At 61.0% G+C, this 22,716-nt stretch carries 18 protein-coding genes; 11 read left to right on the top strand and 7 right to left on the bottom strand.

From position 1 onward, the window contains the following. Positions 1-35 precede the first annotated feature (35 nt). Together lgt and BVK86_RS10395 are read left to right on the top strand one after the other, a co-directional pair. Positions 36-842, top strand: a complete 807-nt coding sequence (lgt, locus tag BVK86_RS10400) for a prolipoprotein diacylglyceryl transferase (RefSeq protein ID WP_075946355.1) — start codon at positions 36-38, stop codon at positions 840-842. Positions 843-891: 49 nt separating this feature from the next. Continuing rightward, positions 892-1,863, top strand: a complete 972-nt coding sequence (locus BVK86_RS10395; RefSeq protein WP_075946354.1) for a thymidylate synthase — start codon at positions 892-894, stop codon at positions 1,861-1,863. Positions 1,864-1,989: 126 nt separating this feature from the next. On the opposite strand, the gene cadR is transcribed toward BVK86_RS10395, so the two are convergent. Further along, positions 1,990-2,439, bottom strand: coding sequence for a Cd(II)/Pb(II)-responsive transcriptional regulator (gene cadR / locus BVK86_RS10390; RefSeq protein WP_075946353.1), 450 nt, complete (start codon positions 2,437-2,439; stop codon positions 1,990-1,992). A gap of 85 nt (positions 2,440-2,524) precedes the next feature. Here cadR and BVK86_RS10385 point away from each other — a divergent pair, with 85 nt between their 5' ends. The 6 genes from BVK86_RS10385 to BVK86_RS10360 all read left to right on the top strand — a co-directional run bounded on the left by BVK86_RS10385 (position 2,525) and on the right by BVK86_RS10360 (position 10,457). Next, the gene (locus BVK86_RS10385) at positions 2,525-4,783 is read left to right on the top strand and encodes a heavy metal translocating P-type ATPase (protein WP_075946352.1); all 2,259 of its coding nucleotides are present in this window, start codon (positions 2,525-2,527) and stop codon (positions 4,781-4,783) included. Positions 4,784-4,799: 16 nt separating this feature from the next. Then, complete coding sequence (locus tag BVK86_RS10380) at positions 4,800-5,663, top strand: LysR family transcriptional regulator (protein ID WP_075946351.1); 864 nt, start codon at positions 4,800-4,802, stop codon at positions 5,661-5,663. A gap of 207 nt (positions 5,664-5,870) precedes the next feature. After that, on the top strand, positions 5,871-6,947 hold the full coding sequence (locus BVK86_RS10375; RefSeq protein WP_075946350.1) for a putative 2-aminoethylphosphonate ABC transporter ATP-binding protein: 1,077 nt from the start codon (positions 5,871-5,873) through the stop codon (positions 6,945-6,947). Next, the gene (locus tag BVK86_RS10370) at positions 6,947-8,671 is read left to right on the top strand and encodes a putative 2-aminoethylphosphonate ABC transporter permease subunit (protein WP_075946349.1); all 1,725 of its coding nucleotides are present in this window, start codon (positions 6,947-6,949) and stop codon (positions 8,669-8,671) included. The genes BVK86_RS10375 and BVK86_RS10370 overlap by 1 nt, the downstream gene beginning before the upstream one ends. A gap of 39 nt (positions 8,672-8,710) precedes the next feature. Continuing rightward, positions 8,711-9,736, top strand: coding sequence for a putative 2-aminoethylphosphonate ABC transporter substrate-binding protein (locus BVK86_RS10365; protein ID WP_075946348.1), 1,026 nt, complete (start codon positions 8,711-8,713; stop codon positions 9,734-9,736). A gap of 163 nt (positions 9,737-9,899) precedes the next feature. After that, the gene (locus BVK86_RS10360) at positions 9,900-10,457 is read left to right on the top strand and encodes a phosphonate degradation HD-domain oxygenase (protein ID WP_075946347.1); all 558 of its coding nucleotides are present in this window, start codon (positions 9,900-9,902) and stop codon (positions 10,455-10,457) included. Between the two features lie 128 nt (positions 10,458-10,585). Here the strand turns inward: BVK86_RS10360 and BVK86_RS10355 are convergent, their stop codons facing one another. Beyond that, positions 10,586-11,950, bottom strand: a complete 1,365-nt coding sequence (locus tag BVK86_RS10355; RefSeq protein ID WP_075946346.1) for a GTPase/DUF3482 domain-containing protein — start codon at positions 11,948-11,950, stop codon at positions 10,586-10,588. Next, complete coding sequence (locus BVK86_RS10350) at positions 11,943-13,313, bottom strand: DUF2868 domain-containing protein (protein ID WP_075946345.1); 1,371 nt, start codon at positions 13,311-13,313, stop codon at positions 11,943-11,945. The genes BVK86_RS10355 and BVK86_RS10350 overlap by 8 nt, the downstream gene beginning before the upstream one ends. 85 nt (positions 13,314-13,398) lie before the next feature. On the opposite strand from BVK86_RS10350, the gene BVK86_RS10345 reads away from it, so the two are divergent. After that, entirely contained in the window at positions 13,399-13,911 is a 513-nt protein-coding gene (locus BVK86_RS10345; protein WP_075946344.1) for a dihydrofolate reductase, read from the top strand. A gap of 122 nt (positions 13,912-14,033) precedes the next feature. Here the strand turns inward: BVK86_RS10345 and BVK86_RS10340 are convergent, their stop codons facing one another. After that, on the bottom strand, positions 14,034-15,425 hold the full coding sequence (locus BVK86_RS10340; protein ID WP_075946343.1) for an L-cystine transporter: 1,392 nt from the start codon (positions 15,423-15,425) through the stop codon (positions 14,034-14,036). Positions 15,426-15,666: 241 nt separating this feature from the next. Here BVK86_RS10340 and BVK86_RS10335 point away from each other — a divergent pair, with 241 nt between their 5' ends. Next, on the top strand, positions 15,667-16,722 hold the full coding sequence (locus BVK86_RS10335; protein WP_075946342.1) for an HAD family hydrolase: 1,056 nt from the start codon (positions 15,667-15,669) through the stop codon (positions 16,720-16,722). A 220-nt stretch (positions 16,723-16,942) separates the two neighbouring features. Here BVK86_RS10335 and ilvD read toward each other — a convergent pair whose 3' ends face one another. From ilvD to BVK86_RS10320, 3 genes are all read right to left on the bottom strand, one after another. Further along, on the bottom strand, positions 16,943-18,784 hold the full coding sequence (ilvD, locus tag BVK86_RS10330) for a dihydroxy-acid dehydratase (protein ID WP_075946341.1): 1,842 nt from the start codon (positions 18,782-18,784) through the stop codon (positions 16,943-16,945). Positions 18,785-19,041: 257 nt separating this feature from the next. Further along, positions 19,042-20,244, bottom strand: a complete 1,203-nt coding sequence (locus BVK86_RS10325; RefSeq protein ID WP_075946340.1) for an MFS transporter — start codon at positions 20,242-20,244, stop codon at positions 19,042-19,044. 205 nt (positions 20,245-20,449) lie between these two features. Next, a complete protein-coding gene (locus BVK86_RS10320) occupies positions 20,450-21,646 on the bottom strand; it encodes a class I SAM-dependent rRNA methyltransferase (RefSeq protein ID WP_075946339.1) in 1,197 nt (398 codons plus the stop codon). A 230-nt stretch (positions 21,647-21,876) separates the two neighbouring features. Here BVK86_RS10320 and BVK86_RS10315 point away from each other — a divergent pair, with 230 nt between their 5' ends. Beyond that, positions 21,877-22,692 carry an HDOD domain-containing protein gene (locus BVK86_RS10315; protein WP_162279061.1) on the top strand — a complete coding sequence of 272 codons (816 nt, stop codon included), beginning with the start codon at positions 21,877-21,879 and terminating at the stop codon, positions 22,690-22,692. Positions 22,693-22,716 lie beyond the last annotated feature (24 nt).

Here is a 22,716-nt window from a genome sequence, read left to right as displayed (position 1 = left end):
GCCCGGGAATTGATTTGAACTCATGAGGAGTCGCAATGCTGCCTTACCCGCAGATCGACCCGGTGGCCCTGGCCATCGGTCCGCTGAAAATCCACTGGTACGGTCTGATGTACCTGATCGGCATCGGCGGCGCCTGGCTGCTGGCCTCCCGCCGGATGAACCGCTTCGATCCGACCTGGACCAAGGAGAAGCTCTCCGACATGGTGTTCTGGATGTCGATGGGGGTGATTGTCGGTGGTCGCCTGGGCTACGTGTTGTTTTACGATCTGAGTGCCTATATCGCCAACCCGCTGTTGATCTTTGAGGTGTGGAAGGGTGGCATGTCGTTCCACGGTGGTTTCATCGGCGTGATGCTGGCAGCCTTGTGGTTCGGAAAGAAGAACAACAAGTCGTTCTTCCAGCTGATGGACTTTGTTGCACCGATGGTGCCGATCGGCCTGGGTGCGGGGCGCATCGGCAACTTCATCAACGCCGAATTGTGGGGCAAGGCCACCGACGTGCCGTGGGCGATGGTCTTCCCGACCGACCCGGCGCAACTGGCGCGTCATCCGTCGCAGCTGTATCAGTTCGCCCTCGAAGGCGTGGCGCTGTTCCTGATCCTCTGGCTGTTCTCGCGCAAGCCGCGGCCCACCATGGCGGTATCGGGGATGTTCGCGCTGTTCTACGGCATCTTCCGTTTCATCGTCGAGTTCGTCCGCGTGCCGGACGCCCAACTGGGCTACCTGGCCTGGAACTGGCTGACCATGGGTCAGGTGCTGTGCGTGCCGATGATTCTTGGCGGGCTGTTCCTGATCTGGCTGGCATATCACCGCGCCCCGGCGACTCCAGCGGCAGCGGTATAAAATTCGAACCCCGCAGCGACGGCTGCGGGTTCAAGGACACAGGTAATTCATGAAGCAATATCTCGAACTGGTCGCCCACGTCATCAAGAACGGCACCAAGCAGGCCAACCGCACTGGCGTGAACACCATCAGTTTCCCCGGCGCGATGCTGCGTTACGACTTGCAGGAAGGTTTTCCGGCGATCACCACCCGCAAAATGGCGTTCAAATCGGCCATCGGCGAGATGTGCGGATTCCTGCGTGGCGTGAACAACGCCGCTGAATTCCGCGCATTGGGCTGCAAAGTCTGGGACCAGAACGCCAACGAAAACGCCCAGTGGCTGGCCAACCCGTTCCGCCAGGGTGAAGACGACCTCGGCGAGATCTACGGCGTGCAATGGCGCAAATGGCCAGCGTACAAGCAGATCCCGCTGAGCAATCCGGCCGCCATCGAGCAGACCCTGAGCCAGGGTTACCGCCAGATCGCTGAAGGTGAAGAAGACGGCCAGGCCTATGTGGTGCTGTACAAAGCCATCGACCAGGTTCGCCAATGCATCGACACCATCATCAAGGACCCGGGCAGTCGCCGCATTCTGTTCCACGGCTGGAACGTTGCCCAGCTTGATGAAATGGCCCTGCCGCCGTGCCACTTGCTGTACCAGTTCCACCCGAATGTCGAGACCAGGGAGATTTCCCTGACGCTCTACATCCGCTCCAACGACCTGGGCCTGGGCACGCCGTTCAACCTCACCGAGGGCGCCGCGCTGCTGAGCCTGATCGGTCGCCTGACCGGCTACACGCCGCGCTGGTTCACCTATTTCATCGGTGATGCCCACGTCTACGAGAACCACCTGGACATGCTCAACGAACAGCTCAAGCGCGAGCCGTTCCCGATGCCGAAACTGGTGATCAGTGATCGTGTGCCTGAGTTTGCCAAGACCGGTGTGTATCAGCCGGAGTGGCTGGAGTTGGTAGAGCCGGGCGACTTCTCGCTGGAAGGCTACGAGCACCACGCACCCATGACCGCGCCGATGGCGGTGTGACAATCTGCACGCAATACCCTGTGGGAGCTAGCCTGCTAGCGATAGCGACGGCACATCCAACAATGATGTGACTGAAAAACCGCTATCGCCAGCAGGCTGGCTCCCACATTGGTTTCTGCGGTGGGGTCAGTGGCCGTGACTACGGCCCACATGGGAATGCTCCACCTCCGTCGCCACAACCCCGCCACTCACTTCCAGCCGCTGCAAAATCCCGCATTGATCGACATCCGGCCCTTCGCCACAGCGTTGGCGCAGGTCGAGCAGTTGCGCTTGCAGCGCCAGCAAACCATCGATCCGTGCTTTCACATGGTGGATATGCTCGTCGATCAACGCATTGACGCTTTCGCACTGATCCTGCGGACTGTCACGCAAGGCCAGCAGGCTGCGGATCTCTTCGAGGGTCATGTCGAGGGTGCGGCAATTGCGGATGAAGGTCAGGCGTTCAGCGTGGGCCTGGGTGTAGACGCGGTAGTTGCCGTCGCTGCGGGCCGGCTCCGGCAGGAGGTTTTCGCGCTCGTAATAGCGGATCGTTTCAACTGCGCAATCCGTGAGTTTCGCCAGCTCTCCGATCTTCATGACGAGGATCTCCAAAAAGGGTGCTTGACCCTATAGTGGCTACAGGGTCTTTACTTGGCAACAGGTACTCTTATGGACGCGACCAATGAGCGATTCCCTGCACAGCCACAAACCCGAAGACGCCTGCTGCGCCAGCAAGCTGAAGCCCGTGCCCAAACATGCACATGGCGGCCATGGTGATTCCTGCTGCTCGTCGAAAGTCTCGGCGCCGGTGCTGGTCCAGTTGAGCGAAGCACCAAGCGCCGATGCGCGGCTGAGCAACTTCCGAATCGAAGCCATGGATTGCCCGACCGAGCAGACGCTGATTCAAAACAAGCTAGGAAAACTGACCGGTGTGCAGCAACTGGAGTTCAATTTGATCAACCGGGTGCTGGGCGTCACCCACAATCTGCCAAGCACCACACCGATCATCGACGCCATCAAATCCCTCGGCATGCACGCCGAACCCCTGGAGCAGGGCGTCGAAGCACCGGCGCCGGCGCCCGAGAAAAAGTCCTGGTGGCCGCTGGCAGTGTCCGGCGTCGGTGCATTGCTGGCCGAAGTGATCCACTTCACTGCCGCTGCGCCGAATTGGGTGGTCGCGCTTATTGCACTGATCTCGATTCTCAGTGGTGGCCTCACCACCTATAAAAAGGGCTGGATTGCCCTGAAGAACCTCAACCTGAACATCAATGCGCTGATGAGCATCGCAGTGACCGGCGCGATCCTGATCGGGCAATGGCCGGAAGCGGCAATGGTGATGTTCCTGTTCACCGTGGCCGAGCTGATCGAAGCCAAATCCCTGGACCGTGCGCGCAACGCCATCAGCGGCCTGATGCAGATGACGCCGGAACAGGCGACAGTCTTGCAGACTGACGGCAGTTGGGTCACACGGGAGGTGAAGGCCATCGAGCTGGGCGCGCGGGTACGGGTGCGTCCCGGCGAGCGCATTGCGCTGGATGGCGAGGTGCTCGCGGGTCACTCGACCATCGATCAGGCACCGATCACCGGCGAAAGCCTGCCAGTGGAAAAAACCGTCGGCGACAAGGTATTTGCCGGCACCATCAATCAGGCAGGCTCCCTGGAGTACGCCGTGACGGCGGCAGCAAACAACTCGACCCTGGCGCGGATCATCCATGCTGTCGAGCAGGCCCAGGGCGCGCGGGCGCCGACCCAGCGCTTCGTCGACCGTTTCTCGAAAATCTACACGCCGGCGGTGTTTATCCTGGCGCTGGCTGTCGCGGTCATCCCGCCATTGTTCATGAATGCGCTGTGGTTCGACTGGATCTACCGGGCGTTGGTATTGTTGGTGGTCGCGTGCCCTTGTGCGTTGGTGATCTCCACACCCGTGACCATTGTCAGCGGCCTGGCTGCTGCCGCGCGCAAAGGCATTCTGGTCAAAGGCGGGGTTTATCTGGAGGGCGGTTACAAGCTCGACTACCTTGCTTTGGACAAGACCGGCACCCTCACCCACGGCAAACCGGTGCAGACCGATTACCTGTCGCTTGACCCTGCCGCCGAAACTTCAGCTCCGGCGATTGCCGCTGCGCTGGCCGGTCGATCCGATCACCCGGTATCGCGGGCCATCGCCGATGCGGCTGTGGATAAACACTTCGCCCCACTCGTTGTGGATAACTTCGGGGCGCTGAGTGGGCGCGGGGTGCGTGGCGAGATCAACGGCCAGCTCTACCACTTGGGCAATCACCGTCTGGTTGAAGACCTGGGCCTGTGCTCGCCGGCGCTGGAAGAGCAGTTGTTCGCTCTGGAGAAACAGGGCAAGTCGGTGGTACTGCTGCTCGCCCCGTCCGGCCCATTGGCGCTGTTTGCCGTAGCCGATACGGTGAAGGAATCCAGCCGCGAAGCGATCCAACAGTTGCATGAGTTGGGCATCAAAACCTTGATGCTCACCGGCGATAATGCTCACACCGCCCAGGCGATTGCAGCGCAAGTGGGTATCGACGAAGCCAGGGGCGACCTGTTGCCCACCGACAAACTGCAGGCGATTGAAGCGCTGTATGCCAAGGGGCATATCGTCGGGATGGTCGGTGATGGCATCAACGATGCGCCGGCGCTGGCGCGTTCCGAGATCGGTTTCGCCATGGCGGCCGCCGGTACGGATACCGCCATCGAGACCGCTGATGTCGCCTTGATGGACGATGATCTGCGCAAAATCCCGGCTTTCGTCCGCTTGTCGCGCCAGACGTCCAGCATCCTCAAACAGAACATTGTCCTGGCGTTGGTCATCAAGGCGATCTTTCTTGGGGTAACCTTCGCCGGGCTCGCTACTATGTGGATGGCAGTCTTCGCCGACATGGGCGTGAGCTTGCTGGTGGTGTTCAACGGTTTGCGCCTGCTGCGCAAATAAAGGATGAGGATGGGTTGTGCTGAGTGCCGAGCTGAAGGCGTTTTACATGGTGGCCCGCTTGGGCAGTATCACCCAGGCGGCGAAAAAGCTCGGCCTGAGCCAGCCGACGGTGACGACGCAGATTCGCAACCTCGAAAGCCAGTATTCGGTGGAGTTGTTCTACCGTGGTGGCCGGCGCCTCAGTGTCAGCGATGAAGGCGCGCGGCTGTTGCCGATGGTCAAAGCGCTGATGCAGCAGGAAGCCGATATCGAATTCTTCCTGCGCAATTGCGGCCAGGTGCAGGGCACGCTGCGCATTGCCGCGACGGCGCCTTATTACATCCTCGACCTGGTGAAGACCTTTCGCCAGCGCTTGCCGCAGGTGGAAGTGTCGGTGGAAATCGGCAACTCCCAGCAAGTGCTCGAAGCTTTGGAGGAGTACCGCGTCGACGTCGCGGCATCCTCGCAGTTGCTCAACGATGCACGGCTGATTCGGCGGGTGCTCGGCAGCGATCCGCTGGTGTTGGCGGTGCATCGTAATCATCCGCTGGCGGTTCACGGTCATGTGCCGCTCAGCGCGTTGGCCGGGCATACCCTGCTGATGCGCGAATCAGGCTCGACTACCCGACGTCTGACCGAAGCATTGCTGGCCAGCGCCGGCGTGTGTTTCGGGCCGCTGCTGGAGATCGGCAGTCGCGAGTCGATTCGCGAGGCGGTGCTGCGCAACATCGGCATCAGCATCATTGCCCGCCAGGAAGTGCCCCATGATCCGCATTTGCGGGTGCTGACCATCGAAAATGCGCCGCAGATTCCCGAATACCTGTATTGCCTCAAGGAGCGCAAGAACGCGCGGCTGCCAGCGGCGTTTCTGGGGCTGGCGCAGGAAATGTCTCCAGCCTGAATCTCTGATGTCTCTGCCGGCCTCTTCGCGAGCAGGCTCGCTCCCACAGGGGAGTGCGATCAACTGCGGGAGCGAGCCCGCTCGCGAAGAAGCCAGTCCGTGCAACCCAAATCCCTGAATACCACTATCGGCAGTTTTTGCCTTACTGCCACATGACGGACGTATTACAACCCTAGGATGGCCCCATCTGCCAGATGAGGCCCATCCATGAACAATTCGATCGCAACAGCCCTGACCCACCCCGGCGCACCGATGAAGGTGCGCGGCGTACAGAAACGCTTTGGTGCGTTCACCGCGCTGGACAACGTGTCCCTCGACGTAGCGGCGGGCGAGCTGGTGTGCCTGCTCGGCCCGTCGGGCTGCGGCAAGACCACCTTGTTGCGTTGCATCGCCGGCCTGGAAAAACAGGACAGCGGCGAGTTGTACCTGGGCGATCGCGACGTTTCCCACCTGGCACCGCAGGCGCGGGACTACGGCATTCTGTTCCAGTCCTACGCGTTGTTCCCCAATCTCACCGTCGAAGCGAACATTGCCTACGGCCTGGCCGGCAGTGGTCGCGATCAGATGCGTCAGCGCGTCGGGCAGATGCTGGAACTGGTCGGCCTGAGCGGCAGCGAGAAAAAGTACCCGGGCCAGTTGTCCGGCGGCCAGCAGCAGCGTGTTGCCCTGGCCCGCGCCTTGGCCCCGGCACCGTCACTGTTGCTGCTCGACGAACCGATGTCGGCCCTCGACGCCCGGGTCCGCGAGCACCTGTGCACCGAACTGCGCCAACTGCAACGCAGCCTCGGCATCACCACCCTGATGGTCACCCACAATCAGGACGAGGCCATGCTGATGGCCGACCGCATCGCCGTGATGAACAACGGCAAGGTCGAGCAGTACGCCACGCCACAGGAAATCTACAACCGCCCGGCTACGCCGTTCGTGGCGGAGTTCGTCGGCCAGGGTAACTGGTTGCCGTTCCAGCGCAGCAGTGACAGCCACGCCCAGGTCGGCGGGATGAACATGCGCCTGGCCGATGGCAGCGCCAAAACCGCCTCGGGCCGTTTGTTCTGCCGCCCGGAAGCGATCAACGTCAACCCGCTGGTGCACGAGGAAAACCTGTTCCCGGCCAAGGTTCGCGAAATCACCTTCCTCGGCAACCGCTGCCGCATGAGCTTCGAACTCGATCAACTGCCGGGCCATGCGTTGCTGGCTGAACTGGCACCGGAAGCCATGCCGCGGCTTGGCGCACAGCAGATCATGGTCGCCTTGCCGCCACGCAGCTTGCAGGTGTTTGCCTGATGAGCGCGAACATCGCGCTGCCGCTGCCGCAAAAGCAGGTCCGGCAGATTTCCCGAGCCGAGCTGGGCGACCGGATCTTCGTGGTCGGCGGCAAAGTCCTCCTGCTGGTGTTGCTCGGCGTTGCCGTGTTGATGCCGTTGCTGGCGATCTTCTGGCGCGGTTTCAGCACCGAGGCCGGGCAGGGCGGTGGCTGGCTCGCTGCGAAAGATCTGGTGACCAGCGAGAACTTCCACTGGTTGCTGGGTAACAGCCTGAAGGTTTCCCTCAGCGTCGCGGCCATCGTCGTACCGCTGGCCTACCTGTTTGCCTACGCCCTGCAACGTACATTGATTCCCGGCAAAGGCATCTGGCGTGGTATCTCGTTGCTGCCATTGATGGCGCCATCGATGTTGCCGGGGATTGCACTGGTTTACCTGTTCGGTAACCAGGGCATGCTGCGCGGCCTGCTCTCGGACAACATCTATGGCTTCTGGGGCATTGTGCTGGGCGAGGTCATCTACACCTTTCCACACGCCTTGATGATTCTGCTGTCGGCGTTGTCCCTGGCGGATGCGCGACTGTTCGATGCCGCTTCGAGCATGGGCGCCAGTCCCGCCAAAGCGTTCCGCAGCATCACCTGGCCGGCAACGCGTCAGGCGGTGTTCGCTGCGTTCTGTCTGGTGTTCACCTTGACCATCACCGACTTCGGTGTGCCCGTGGTGGTCGGCGGTGACTATCAGGTGTTGGCGCTGGAAGCCTACAAAGCCGTGGTCGGCCAGCAGCAATTCGGTCGCGGCGCGCTGATCGGCATGGTGCTGTTGCTGCCGGCGTTGTTCAGCTTCGGGGTTGATGCCTGGCTGCGTCGTCGTCATGGCGATTCAATGAGCGGTCGCGCCCAAGTGTTCAAACCGTTGCCGTCGACGCTGCGCGACAGCTGCTATCTAGCCATCGTGCTGCTGATCTGCGCCACGTTGTTGCTGGTGTTCGGTATGGCGGTGTTTTCGTCGCTGGTGAAGTTCTGGCCTTACAACCTGTCGCTGTCGCTCAACCATTACCAGTTCAATGACACCGCCGGTGGTGGCTGGCTGGCCTATGGCAACAGCGTGAAGATGGCGTTGTGCACCGCGTTGATCGGCAGCGTACTGATCTTCACGGGCGCCTATCTGATGGAAAAAACCCGTGGCCAGCGCGGCCTGAATCTGACACTGCGCATGCTCAGTTTCGTCCCGATGGCGGTGCCAGGCCTGGTGTTGGGGCTGGGTTACGTCTTCTTCTTCAACCTCACCGGCAACCCGCTGCACGTGCTCTACGGGACCATGACCCTGCTGGTGGTCTGCACCATTGCGCACTATTTGACCACTGCGCAAATGACCGCCACCACCGCGCTGCGCCAACTCGATGCCGAGTTCGAAGCCGCCGCGCTGTCGCTCAAGGCGCCGCTGTATCGGCACTACCTGCGCGTTACCGTGCCGATTTGCCTGCCGGCGCTGCTGGACATCGTGCGCTACCTGTTCGTCTCGGCCATGACCACTGTCTCGGCGGCGATCTTCCTCTACAGCCCCGACACCATCCTCGCGGCGGTGGCGGTGCTGAACATGGACGACGCCGGCAATGTCGGCGGCGCGGCGGCGATGTCGACCCTGATTCTGTTCACTTCGGCGGGCGTGTCCCTGCTGCTGGCCTGGGCTTTGCGCGGTTTGCTGCGCCGCTCACAGGCCTGGCGGCAGACCGCGCCCGGTCACTGATCTCTGCACAACCCACTCAACTCAAAACAGGAAAAGATCATGTTCAAGCCTATGGCCCTGGCCGCTGCTGTCCTTACCGCTTTCAGCCTGAACGCCTTCGCGGCGAAAACCGAGTTGACGGTATACACCGCTCTCGAAGCCGAACAACTGAAGACCTACAAAGAGGCTTTCGAAAAGGCCAACCCGGACGTCGAGATCAAGTGGGTGCGTGACTCCACCGGCATCATTACCGCCAAACTGCTGGCCGAAAAAGCCCGCCCGCGGGCTGACGCCGTGTGGGGCCTGGCCGCTTCGAGCCTGGCGATCCTCGACCAGCAAGGCATGCTGCAAAGCTATGCACCGAAGGACCTGGGCAAGATTGGCGCTAACTACCGCGACGCCGCCAACCCTCCAGCCTGGGTCGGCATGGACGTGTGGGCCGCAACCATTTGCTTCAACACCGTCGAAGCCGAGAAGCAGGGTCTGACCAAGCCAGTGAGCTGGCAGGACCTGACCAAGCCTGAGTACAAAGGCAAGATCGTTATGCCGAACCCGGCGTCGTCCGGCACCGGTTTCCTCGACGTCAGCGCCTGGCTGCAAACCTTCGGCGAGAAGCAGGGCTGGGCGTACATGGACGGCCTGCACCAGAACATCGGCCAGTACGTTCATTCCGGTTCCAAGCCTTGCAAACTGGCGGCGGCAGGTGAGTTCCCGATTGGTATTTCCTTCGAATACCCGGCAGTACAGCTTAAACGCCAGGGCGCGCCGCTGGACATCATCCTGCCGAAGGAAGGCCTGGGCTGGGAAATCGAGGCGACTGCCGTGATCAAGGGCACGCCACACGAAGAAGCCGCGAAGAAACTGGCTGACTTCTCGGCCAGCCCTGAGGCAATGGCACTCTATAAAGAAAACTTCGCCGTGCTCGCCCAGCCTGGCATCGCCAAGCCGCAGACCGAACTGCCGGCCGACTACGAGCAGCGTTTGATCAAGAACGACTTTGCCTGGGCCTCGAAGAACCGCGACGAAATCCTGACCGAATGGCGCAAGCGCTATGACGGCAAGTCCGAGAAAGTGGCGGCCAAGTAAGCCCTTCGTTGGCTGACAGGGCCTCATCGCTGGCAAGCCAGCTCCCACAAAGGACGAGGTGAACCGCAAAATGTGTGAGCACCCGTGCACCCTGTGGGAGCTGGCTTGCCAGCGATGGCGGTCTACCCTTCACCACACATTTCACTGATTGGGGGAATATTCGATGGGCCGCAACGAACCAGTGGTCGCCGAGGTGTTCGGGCTGTACGAACGCTTCGGCGACAGCGACTACATCGGCGAGCCGGTGTCGCAGATCGAACACATGTCCCAGGCCGCCCAATGTGCGATGGCCGAAGGTTTCGATGACGAAGTTGTACTCGCTGCATTTTTCCATGACATCGGGCACATCTGCGCAGAAGGTGCCGAGAACATGGGCGGTTTAGGCGTGGTCAGCCATGAACGCCTGGGCGCCGACTACCTGCGCAGTGCCGGCTTCAGCGAACGCATGGCGCGGTTAGTGGAGTATCACGTCCAGGCCAAGCGCTACCTGACACTGCGCGAGCCGGGTTACTACGAGCGCCTGAGCGAAGCCAGCCGTCGCACGCTGGAGTATCAGGGGGGCGTAATGAGCGAAGCCGAAGCTGACGCGTTCGAGCAGGACCCGTTGTGCGAGGTCAGTCTGCGCATGCGGCAGTGGGATGAAATGGCGAAAGAGAGGCATGTGCCGCTGATTGACCTGGGACTTTTGAAGGAAAAGGCGTTGCGCCTGTTGGCTGCATAGAAATGTGAGACCGAGGTGCGTCCATCGCTGGCAAGCCCGCTCCCACAGTGTCCCTGTGTTGCCCTGGATTTGTGGCAACCACAAAACCTGTGGGAGCGGGCTTGCCCGCGATGAGGCGGGATCGAACGCTACAATTTTGCTGCCAGAACCTCAACCTGCTCCTGCCGCTCCGCCTGATTCAGCTTCGCATGGGCATTGAGCGACGACCATTGCGGATGCGCCCGGGCCCTGTTCAAGGCTTCGGGCAACTTGCCCTCGCGCCAGGACTTGTCCTCAGGCGTGGCCACCTGGATGCTGTCCATCGCCGCATGCCCGCGGGCATTGAGCGCTTGCAGCAGTTGCCGTTGGCGCAGGGCCAACAGTCGCAGCACGTTGTCATCGACCGTCAGTTCACGCTGGCCCTTGAGCTTGCCGAGCAAGCGGCTGCCATAACTGCGCGCGGTTTGCAGGGCGCCGCCGGCGATGGCACCGGCCAGCGCGGCGGCACCGAGGGTGATGCCGCCGACCAGCAGATCGACTCCCGCTCCGGCGGCGGCCCCTGCGGCGATCCCGCCACCGACACGCACGCCCAGCTGCTTGAGGGTTTCGGGGTTGAACAGGTCATCGCCCCAACGGCCATCAAGCAGTGGTAAATCGCTGGCTGCGGCGTCCTGTGGGCGGAAGGCGTACAGCTTGAGCAGGGACTCGACGCAGCGTTGTTCCCGTTGGCGCACCGCTTTGCGCAGTTCGCTGATGGCTTGCTGTTCCTGCTCGGCTTCGCTGACCACGCTGCGTCGGCAGGCTGCGCAATCGATCAGTAATTCGGCAATCAGCCGCGCAGCACTTTGCTCACGGGCCAGACGCTGGGCCTGTTGATCGGCGATCAAGCGTTCCAGTTGCGGCCGTGCGGTTTCCAGCAGCAGGGCGAGGCTTTCATAGAGCCGGCGTTCGCCGTCTTCCGGCGGCGCGACGCTGTCGAAGCGCACCAATGCATGCAAACCCAGTCGCGCCAGCGCTTCACGCCACGCCGGTTCGCGATGGTTGGCGCTGCTGACGAAATTCAGCACCGGCAGCAAAGGCTTGCCGCAACTGGCGAGTACTTCCAGCTCATCACGATACTTGGCCAGCACCGGTTCCCGGGCATCGATCACATAGAGACCGGCGTCCGAGGCCAATAGCTGGCGCAAGACTTTGGCCTCCTGTTCGAAACGCTGTCGGGCTTCGCTGCCCTCGAGGAAGCGGGCCAGTCGCGCCGGGCCGTCCAGTCTTTCGCCGGGCCGTTCCAGGCGTTCGAGGTAGTCGAGCAGCGCGATGGCGTCTTCCAGGCCTGGTGTGTCGTAGAGATCGAGCAGCGGTTCGCCGTCCACCGACAAGCGAGCACCCTCCACATGACGCGTGGTGCTGGGGCGATGGGAGACTTCGCCAAAGTCGACATCGCGGGTGAGGGTGCGCAACAACGAGGTTTTTCCGACGTTGGTGTGGCCGACCACGGCGAGCTTGAGAGGTTTAGTCATGACCGGTCTCCAGCCAGCTCAAAGGTGCGCAATCGGCAAACGGCAGCTCCAGCTGTTGCAACGCCGCATGCCAGTCACCAAGGCGTTCGGCATCCAGGGCTTCACCGGGCGGTGCTTGTAGCAACCAGACGCGGGTGGCGCTGGCGCTGCGAGCCAGTTCGGCGATCAGCGCCAGGCTGCCGCGATCCGGCGAGCGCCGTGGATCGCAGGCGATCGCCAGACGCGCCGGGGGGAAGCGGCCCAGTTGTTCGAGGAGTTTGGTCCGCGATTCGCGGCTGTCGAGAATGCCGGCGTTGCTGATGTTGTTGGGCAATTTCGGCGGCCACGGGCGGTCGTCGTCCAGTTCGATGGCAACCAATAACGCACCGTCGCTTTGCTGTTCACTGACGCCACTTTCGACCCGGTGCAGTTGCTCAGGCGCCGCATCGTTGATGCCCAGACGTTCACTGGTGGGCATCAACCGTTGGCGAAGCTGGGCGTAGCCGGGCAGGTTCAAATCCAGACGCAACGCCGCTCGGCCGGTTTTCCAGCGCCACTGGCAAAACAGCGCCAGCAACAAGCGCGGCATCACGCCATAGACCAGCACCACGCCCACCAGCCACGCGGCCCAGGCCTGGCGGGCGCTCTCGATGTTGAGTGCGGCGTCGCCACTGGCACGGATCATTTCTTCGGTGGGCACGTTGAAACCCAGCAGGGCAGGCAGCGCGCCGAGGGCCTGGGTCACGGCAATAAACGTGTCGGCGCTGAGGAGGGTGGTTTCCCAGACGAAGCCGTAACGCCGGGTCGCCATCAACGTCAGCAGGATCACCAGCGCGCTGAGCATCGCCAGCAGCCACAAGCCGTTAACCAGTACGCCGACGGCCCAACGCGTGAGTTTCTGGCGTTGCAGCAACAACATCAGGGCCGGCGCCAATTGCGCGGCTTTGGCGTCGCGGGCGAGTTTTTCACTGAGCCACAGCCACACGCGCCCCAGGCTGGCGCCGTGTTCGCCGGCAAACACCAGGCCCACGACCCAGCTCAGCAACAGCATCAGATTGAGCCCGAGCAAGCTGCCCAACGCCCAGAACACATTGACCGGGTGCAGGCCGTCGCCCATGGCGGCAAAAGCCAGACCGGCGCCGCTGACCACGGCCAGCACCACCATGACGATCAGCGCCAGTCTTGCGCCTTGCAGCCAGTGTTTGAGCGCATCGCTCAAGCCATCGCGATCCGCCAGCCACAGGGCTCGGCGTTGAATGCGCGACGGCAAATCGCCGCCTGCGCTGCGGGCCAGTCGGTTGGCTTGCAGATCTTCCAGGGGACCTGCGTGTTCTTCGCGCAGGCGGATGGTTTCTGTCAGCCAGAGGTTATTCAGTTCAGTCACGCGGCATCCCGTCGCTTAAATGAGCTGTGAGCATAACCGTTGTGGCGCTTATCGGCGAAAGCGAGGCTCTGGTATCCTCGCCAACATGACTAAATCACTCCCCCTCAGCCTGATCGCAGCCCTCGGTGAAAACCGCGTGATCGGCGTCGACAACAGCATGCCCTGGCACTTGCCGGGGGACTTCAAATACTTCAAGGCCACCACGCTCGGCAAGCCGATCATCATGGGGCGCAAGACCTGGGACTCCCTCGGTCGCCCGTTGCCGGGGCGCTTGAACATCGTGGTCAGCCGTCAGGCGGACCTGGTGCTCGAAGGCGCTGAGGTTTATTCGTCGCTGGAAGCCGCGGTGGTTCGCGCCGAGGAATGGGCGAAGGAACAAGGCGTCGATGAGCTGATGCTGATTGGCGGCGCGCAGTTGTATGCGCAAGGGATGGTCCAGGCCGATCGCTTGTACCTGACCCGCGTGGCGTTGAGCCCGGAAGGGGATGCGTGGTTTCCGGCGTTTGATGTGAACCAGTGGAAACTGGTGTCGAAAGTGCCGAATCCGGCCGAAGGCGACAAACCGGCGTACACCTTTGAAGTCTGGGAAAAAGCTTAAAAGCTTCGCGAGCAGGCTCGCTCCCACAATGGGTTTGCGGTGAATCACAAATGCTGTGGACACCGCTATACCCTGTGGGAGCGAGCCTGCTCGCGAATAGGCCCGCTCAGTCGTTGAAAGACTTAAGCCTGCGCCAACGCCGAATGCTCATCCGCATCCAGCAACGCTTTATCCGTCTGCTGCATCACCTGGCTGGTAATCGCACCCGCCGTGATCGAACCACTGACGTTCAACGCCGTACGACCCATATCAATCAGCGGCTCGACCGAGATCAGCAACGCCACCAGTGAAACCGGCAAACCCATCGCCGGCAACACGATCAGCGCAGCAAACGTCGCACCACCGCCAACACCGGCCACACCGGCCGAACTCAGCGTCACAATCGCCACCAGCGTCGCGATCCACAGTGGGTCGAGCGGGTTGATGCCCACGGTGGGCGCCACCATCACCGCCAACATTGCCGGGTACAGGCCGGCGCAGCCGTTCTGGCCAATGGTCGCGCCGAACGAAGCGGCGAAACTGGCGATGGATTGTGGAATACCCAGACGGCTGGTCTGCGCTTCGATGCTCAGCGGGATCGTCGCCGCGCTCGAGCGGCTGGTGAAAGCGAACGTCAGCACCGGCCAGATTTTACGGAAAAAGCGCAGCGGGTTGACCCCGGCGGCCGATACCAGTACGCCGTGAACCACAAACATCAGACCGAGGCCGATGTAGGACACCACGACAAAACTGCCGAGCTTGATGATGTCTTGCAGGTTGGAACCGGCGACCACTTTGGTCATCAGCGCCAGCACGCCGTACGGGGTCAGCTTCATCACCAGGCGCACCAGACGCATCACCCAGGCTTGCAGGGTGTCGATGGCGTTGATCACTTTCTGACCCTTCTCGACATCATCCTTGAGCAGTTGCAGCGCCGCGACACCGAGGAACGCGGCGAAAATCACCACGCTGATGATCGAAGTCGGCTTGGCCCGCGCCAGATCGGCGAACGGGTTTTGCGGGATGAACGACAGCAGCAGTTGCGGCACATTCAGGTCGGCGACCTTACCGGCGTAGTCGGTCTGAATGGTTTGCAGACGGGCCATTTCCTGGGTGCCGGCGACCAGGCCTTCGGCAGTCAGGCCGAACAGGTTGGTCAGGCCGATGCCGATCAGCGCCGCGATGGCGGTGGTGAACAACAGCGTGCCAATGGTCAGGAAACTGATCTTGCCCAGGGACGAAGCATTGTGCAGACGGGCCACGGCACTGAGGATCGAGGCGAACACCAGCGGGATCACGATCATTTGCAGCAACTGCACGTAACCGTTACCCACCAGGTCGAACCAGCCGATCGAGGCTTTGAGGATCGGGTTACCGGCGCCATACACAGTGTGCAGCGACACACCAAACGCCACGCCCAGCACCAGCGCGAGCAGGACTTTTTTCGCCAGGCTCCAGTGGGTGTGGCGGGTTTGCGCGAGACCGAAAAGTAACGCGAGGAACACCAGCAGATTGAGAATCAGCGGCAGATTCATAAGGACTCCGAAAGTGACTTGTGCCAGCCACCTTCCGGGGCAGCTGCGAACCGGAAATCCTAACAGCTTGAAATCTAAAGAATTAATATCAAAAACGTCTGGTAACTGTCGTTTTTGGAATAAGCCGCTGTCGTTCTCTGGGATGCATCTGGCGCGATAGGCTCGTTAGCGGTCGCTGACAGACGAGGACTGTCATACGTATTTGTTAGCGTCGATGTCTTTGAATCAGGGAGCAGCGTCGATGAAGTTCGCACCGAAATTTCTGGTAGCAGCACTTTGCCTGGGCCTCGCCGGTCAGGTACTCGCCACGGATCTGAAGCACTGGCCGGCCGATCAGGCCAAGGCACTGGACGCGATGATCGCGGCCAATGCCAACAAGGGTAACTACGCGGTGTTCGACATGGACAACACCAGTTACCGCTACGACCTCGAAGAGTCGTTGCTGCCGTTCATGGAGAACAAGGGCCTGATCACCCGCGACAAACTCGACCCCTCCCTGAAACTGATGCCGTTCAAGGACACCGCCGACCACAAGGAAAGCCTGTTCAGTTACTACTACCGTCTGTGCGAAGTCGATGACATGGTGTGTTACCCATGGGTCGCCCAAGTGTTCTCCGGCTTCACGCTGCAGGAACTCAAGGGCTATGTCGACGAGTTGATGGCGTCCGGCAAACCGGTGCCGGCGACTTATTACGAAGGCGATGTGGTCAAGAAGCTCGACGTCAACCCGCCGAAGATCTTCACCGGCCAGCAAGAGCTGTACAACAAGCTGATGGAGAACGGCATCGAGGTTTACGTGATGACCGCCGCTTCCGAAGAACTGGTGCGCATGGTCGCGGCCGATCCGAAGTACGGCTACAACGTCAAACCGCAGAACGTGATTGGCGTGTCGCTGTTGCTCAAGGACCCGAAGACGGGTGAGCTGACCACCGCACGCAAGCAGATCACCGCCGGCAAGTATGACGAAAAGGCAAACCTCGGCCTCGAACTGACCCCGTACCTGTGGACCCCGGCAACCTGGATGGCTGGCAAGCACGCCGCGATCCTGACCTACATCGATGAGTGGAAAAAACCGGTGCTGGTGGGCGGTGATACGCCAACCAGCGACGGCTACATGCTGTTCCACGATGTCGACGTGGCCAAGGGCGGCATCCACCTGTGGATCAACCGCAAGGATAAATACATGACTCAGATCCAGGGCATGATGGCCAAACACGCCGCGGCCCAGGCCAAGGAAGGGCTACCGGTGACGGCGGACAAGAACTGGGTGGTCGTTACACCGCAAGAGATTCAATAAGACCGCGGCGCTCCCATAGGATTGGGGTAAGGTCACAATATTGTGATCGACACACATCCCATGTGGGAGCGAGCCCGCTCGCGAAAGCGTCGGGTCAGTCGGTATCACTGTTGGATGTGACGGCCCCTTCGCGAGCAGGCTCGCTCCCACTGTTGACCGAGTTGGCTGCAAAAAAATGCCCCGCACTTTGGCGGGGCATTTTTGTTTCTGCGATTGACGCTTACAGCCCGTCGAGCATTGCCTTGTTACGCACAGCACCCTTGTCGGCGCTGGTCGCCAGCAGTGCGTAGGCTTTCAGGGCAGTGGTCACTTTACGTGGACGCACTTCAACCGGTTTCCAGCCTTTCTTGTCCTGCTCGACCCGGCGCGCGGCCAGTTCTTCGTCGCTGACCAACAGGTTGATCGAGCGGTTCGGAATGTCGATCAGGACCTTGTCGCCGTCCTGCACCAGACCGATTGCGCCGCCGGCAGCCGCTTCAGGCGAAGCGTGGCCGATGGACAGACCGGAAGTACCGCCGGAGAAACGACCGTCGGTGAGCAGGGCGCAGGCTTTGCCCAGGCCTTTGGATTTCAGGTACGACGTCGGATACAGCATTTCCTGCATACCCGGGCCACCTTTCGGGCCCTCGTAGCGAATGATGACGATGTCGCCTTCCTTCACTTCATCGGCGAGGATGCCGCGCACGGCGCTGTCCTGGCTTTCGAAGATCTTCGCGTTGCCTTCGAACACATGGATCGACTCGTCGACACCGGCCGTTTTCACCACGCAACCGTCCAGCGCGATGTTGCCGTACAGCACAGCCAGGCCGCCTTCTTGCGAGTAAGCGTGTTCGACACTGCGGATGCAGCCGTTTTCACGGTCGTCGTCCAGGGTGTCCCAACGGGTCGACTGGCTGAACGCAGTTTGCGTCGGGATGCCCGCCGGACCGGCTTTGAAGAAGCGATGCACCGCTTCGTCGTTGGTCTGGGTGATGTCCCACTTGGCGATGGCTTCTTCCATGCTGCGGCTGTGAACGGTCGGCAGTTGGGTGTGCAGCAAGCCGCCACGGGCCAGCGAACCGAGGATGCTGAAGATCCCGCCGGCACGGTGCACGTCTTCCATGTGGTACTTCTGGATGTTCGGCGCAACCTTGCACAGTTGCGGTACGTGACGGGACAGACGGTCGATGTCGCGCAGGTCGAAATCGATCTCGGCTTCCTGGGCCGCGGCCAGCAGGTGCAGGATGGTGTTGGTGGAACCGCCCATGGCGATGTCCAGGGTCATGGCGTTTTCGAAGGCCTGGAAGTTGGCGATGTTGCGCGGCAACACCGACTCATCGTTCTCGCCGTAGTAACGCTTGCACAGCTCGACGATGGTGCGGCCGGCCTGCAGGAACAGCTGTTCGCGGTCGCTGTGGGTGGCGAGGGTCGAACCGTTGCCCGGCAATGCCAGGCCCAGGGCCTCGACCAGGCAGTTCATCGAGTTGGCGGTGAACATGCCGGAGCACGAACCGCACGTCGGGCAGGCGCTGCGCTCGTACTCGGCGACTTTCTCGTCAGAAGCGCTGGAGTCGGCGGCGATCACCATGGCGTCGACCAGGTCGAGGCCGTGGGAGGCGAGTTTGGTCTTGCCGGCTTCCATCGGGCCGCCGGAAACGAAGATCACCGGGATGTTCAGGCGCAGGGCGGCCATCAGCATGCCAGGGGTGATCTTGTCGCAGTTGGAGATGCAGACAATCGCGTCGGCGCAGTGGGCGTTGACCATGTACTCGACGGAGTCGGCAATGATCTCGCGGCTCGGCAGCGAATACAGCATGCCATCGTGGCCCATGGCGATGCCGTCGTCGACAGCGATGGTGTTGAATTCTTTTGCCACGCCGCCAGCGCGTTCGATTTCGCGGGCGACCAGTTGGCCCAGGTCCTTGAGGTGGACGTGGCCCGGTACGAACTGGGTGAAGGAGTTGGCAATGGCGATGATCGGCTTTTTGAAGTCGTCATCTTTCATCCCCGTGGCGCGCCACAGTGCGCGGGCACCGGCCATGTTGCGGCCGTGGGTGGATGTTTTCGAGCGGTAATCAGGCATGAAGCACTCCGGGCGGCTAATCAGGTATCAAAAGGGAAGTGAGCTTCTAGTGACGTCTGGAACACTCAGAAATGGCCGTGTGTCCGGAAGTTGCCGATAACTTTGCGGGATCGCCGCGCGCTTCAGCTTGAGCTCATAAACCCGCCGGGGATGACTGGCGATGAATGTCGCGATTCTACACGGCTGGCGGCTGGAGGGAATGCCGGGAAGCGTCGATCCCGTGTTGACGAAGCGATCAGGAGGACGACCGGCAGGTGTCAGCCGATATCGAGTGCCTGTTTATTCCGTTGGTTGATCACTGCATTCAGTCCAAGGCCAGCGACGCTCAACGTCAGGAAGCCAATGGCCAGAGCGGTGGTCAGGTCCTCAGGTGCCCGGTTGATCACCGTGCTGATCACGCCACCGCAGAGGAACATCAGCACACCGCCGACCGAGGTCGAGGTCCCGGCATATTCCGGATGAACGCTCATGGCCTTGGAGTTGACGACGGGTCTGGTAATGGTGGTGCCGATCGTACAAATCAGCATGGAAATCAGCACCGTCCCAGCAGAGAGACCGAAGTGGCGAGTCAGCCACAGCATCACCACGCCCGAAACCGCGATCAACCCCAGGCCAGCCATGATTTGCGTATTGGCTTGCAGGCGTTGGTGCAGGACGTTGGCAACTGCGCCGCCGCTTACATACGCAACGCCGTACAGCAATAACGCCCAGGCGTATTCGTACGGTGAAAAAGCCAGATGCCCCATGAAAAGAATGGGTGAAGTGACGATGAACGAAAAATGACAGGCGAAGGCCAGCGCGGAAATCAGCCAGTACCCCATGAAGCGTGCATCGGAACAGACATGCCAGTAAGCACGGAAGATTCCCCCACGCGATGCTGTGCGATGTGATGAGGATTCCTTGAGCAGCCAACAGGCGCTTGACCAGACTAAAACGGCGAGGGCGACAAACACATGGAAACTGCCCTGCCAGCCGAACTGCAATTGCAGCCAGGTCCCCAGCAGCGGGGAAATTGAAATGAATACGCCGCCCGCGGTCACCATCCAGATCCTGAGTCGCTGCCTTTCATGGCTGATGAATAAATCCTGCACCAGCGCCTGTGACAGCGAAAAGGCCCCGCAACCGAGCGCCTGGACCACACGAAAACCCAGAAACCAGCTGTACTCGCTGGACGCTGCACACCCAATCGCGCCAATCGCCGCGAGGGCGATACCGCCCAGCAACAGCTTCTTGCGCCCCCACATGTCCGACAGCGGCCCCACCAGCATCACGGAAAACGCCAGGCTGACGGCGAACAGGCTGACAGACAGGGCAACTTCAGGCGGCGATATCTGGAAACAGGCTGACAGGTCAGGAAAGGAGGGGAGAACGACGTCCAACGGAAAAACACCCAGTAGCGTCATTGTCATCAGCAACACGATGATCAACGGCTTTTCGTTGGTGTTATGGGCAGCGTGCATCAGTCAGTTCTCTCGTTCCGTGAGGGAAGGACGAGAATTGATTTGATGACGAAACAAGTCAATGCGCGTGGGCGTGGGGCCCTTCTGAATCTGTTGTAGGAACAATCTCGCTCGCGAAAAACGTCAACAATAACGCGGGTGTGTCTGGTCATCCGCGGTGTTTATGCGTTCTTCGCGAGCTCGGTCCTGCAGTGGCTGGCGGTTTTTAGCTGTTTGGCAGCAGGCGGCAGGTGATGCTCTTGATGTAGCGGGTTTCGGCGATGGCCGGGTGCACCGGATGATCCGGGCCCTGGCCGCCGCGCTCGAGCATCTGGATGTTGCGGTCCAGATGGCGGGCGCTGGTCAGCAGGATGTTTTGCAGATCGTCTTCCGGCAGGTGCATCGAGCACGATGCGCTGACCAGGATGCCGTCCTTGGTCAGCAGGCGCATGGCTTGCTCGTTCAGGCGGCGGTAGGCGCCTTCACCGTTCTTCATGTCTTTCTTGCGTTTGATGAACGCGGGCGGGTCGGCGACGATGACGTCGAAACGCTCTTCGCTGGCTTTCAGCTCTTTCAGGGCTTCAAACACATCGCCTTCGATGCAGGTCATTTTTTCGGCGAAGCCGTTCAGTGCAGCGTTGCGCTCGACGCCGTCGAGGGCGAAGGCCGATGCGTCGACGCAAAATACTTCACTGGCGCCGAACGCCGCCGCTTGCACGCCCCAGCCGCCAATGTAGCTGTACAGATCCAGTACGCGTTTACCTTTGGCATACGGAGCCAGGCGTGCGCGGTTCATGCGGTGATCGTAGAACCAGCCGGTTTTCTGACCCTGAATGACCGGGGCTTCGAACTTCACGCCGTTCTCTTCGAGGGCAACCCACTCCGGCACCAGGCCGAATACGGTTTCGACGTAGCGGGTGAGGCCTTCGGCATCACGGGCAGCGGAGTCGTTCTTGAACAGGATGCCGCTTGGCTTGAGCACTTGGGTCAGCGCCGCGATCACGTCGTCCTTGTGGGCTTCCATGGTCGCCGAAGCAATCTGCACCACCAGGATGTCGCCGAAACGGTCGACGACCAGGCCTGGCAGCAAGTCGGAGTCGCCGTAGACCAGGCGATAGAACGGCTTGTCGAACAGACGGTCACGCAGCGACAGGGCCACGTTCAGGCGATGCACCAGCAGCGATTTGTCCAGCGCTAGCTTGATGTCACGCGACAGCACGCGGGCGCAGATCAGGTTGTTCGGGCTCATCGCAACGATGCCCAGCGGCTTGCCGCCGGCGGCTTCGAGGATCGCCTGGTCGCCGGCCTTGAAACCGTGCAAAGGCGTAGCGGCTACATCGATTTCGTTGCTGTAGACCCACAAATGACCGTTGCGCAGACGACGGTCGGCGTTGGCTTTGAGGCGCAGGCTAGGCAGGGACATGTCGTCGCTCCGGAAAAAAGAGCGGGAGTATAGCGTGTTGCGCATGGCCTCGGCGCGACGGATGGACATGCGGTGCTCGGCCAGCGATTGGATGAAACTTCAGTCAATGGGCCGTCCCGGGTGTCGGATCCAACTTTTAGAAGCTAGAATCTGCGCCTGACCCAGAGTGTGTACTTATGTCCCAAGAGCTGACTCCCGAACAAATCCAGCAGTCCCTGCAAGGCATCAGCGTGCCGGCCCAACCGCAGATCATGGTGGATCTGCAGATGGAGCAGTACATGCCCGACCCGGATCTGGAGGTGATCGCGAAGCTGATTTCTCAAGACCCCGGCCTCTCTGGATCGTTGTTGAAAATCGTCAATTCGCCGTATTACGGATTGAGCAACAAGATTGCCTCGATCCAGCGAGCGGTGAATCTGCTGGGCAGCCGCTCGATCATCAACCTGATCAACGCGCAGTCGATCAAGGGTGAGATGAACGACGACACCATCGTCACCTTGAACCGCTTCTGGGACACCGCCCAGGATGTGGCGATGACCTGCCTGACCCTGGCCAAGCGCATCGGTATCGAGAATGGTGACGAAGCCTACGCCCTGGGCCTGTTCCATGACTGTGGCGTGCCGCTGATGCTGCAGCGTTTCCCCAACTACATGGGCGTTCTGGAACAGGCGTATGCCAGTGCCAGTGCCGAGTGCCGGGTGGTGGACACGGAGAATCGCGAGTTCAACACCAACCATGCCGTGGTGGGTTACTACACGGCCAAGTCCTGGCGCCTGCCGGAGCATGTGAGCACCGCTATCGCCAATCACCACAACGCCCTGGCGATTTTCAGCGATGACTCGTCACGCAATAGCTCGTTGAAGAACCTGCTGGCGATCCTGAAGATGGCCGAGCATATTTGTGCTTCCTGCCGCGTGCTGGGCAACCAGGCCGAAGATCACGAGTGGAACAGCATCTCGGCGCTGGTGCTCGATTATGTCGGTCTTTCGGACTATGACTTCGAGACCCTCAAGCAGACGATCCGCGACCTCGGCGCGCACCGCTGATGGGCGGATTTTATTTACCCTAGA

Origin of the sequence: Pseudomonas reinekei, assembly GCF_001945365.1 — a bacterium.
Taxonomy (GTDB): domain Bacteria; phylum Pseudomonadota; class Gammaproteobacteria; order Pseudomonadales; family Pseudomonadaceae; genus Aquipseudomonas; species Aquipseudomonas reinekei.
The sequence above is the reverse complement of the archived record's forward strand: the minus strand, read 5'-3'. Positions and strand labels throughout refer to the sequence as shown.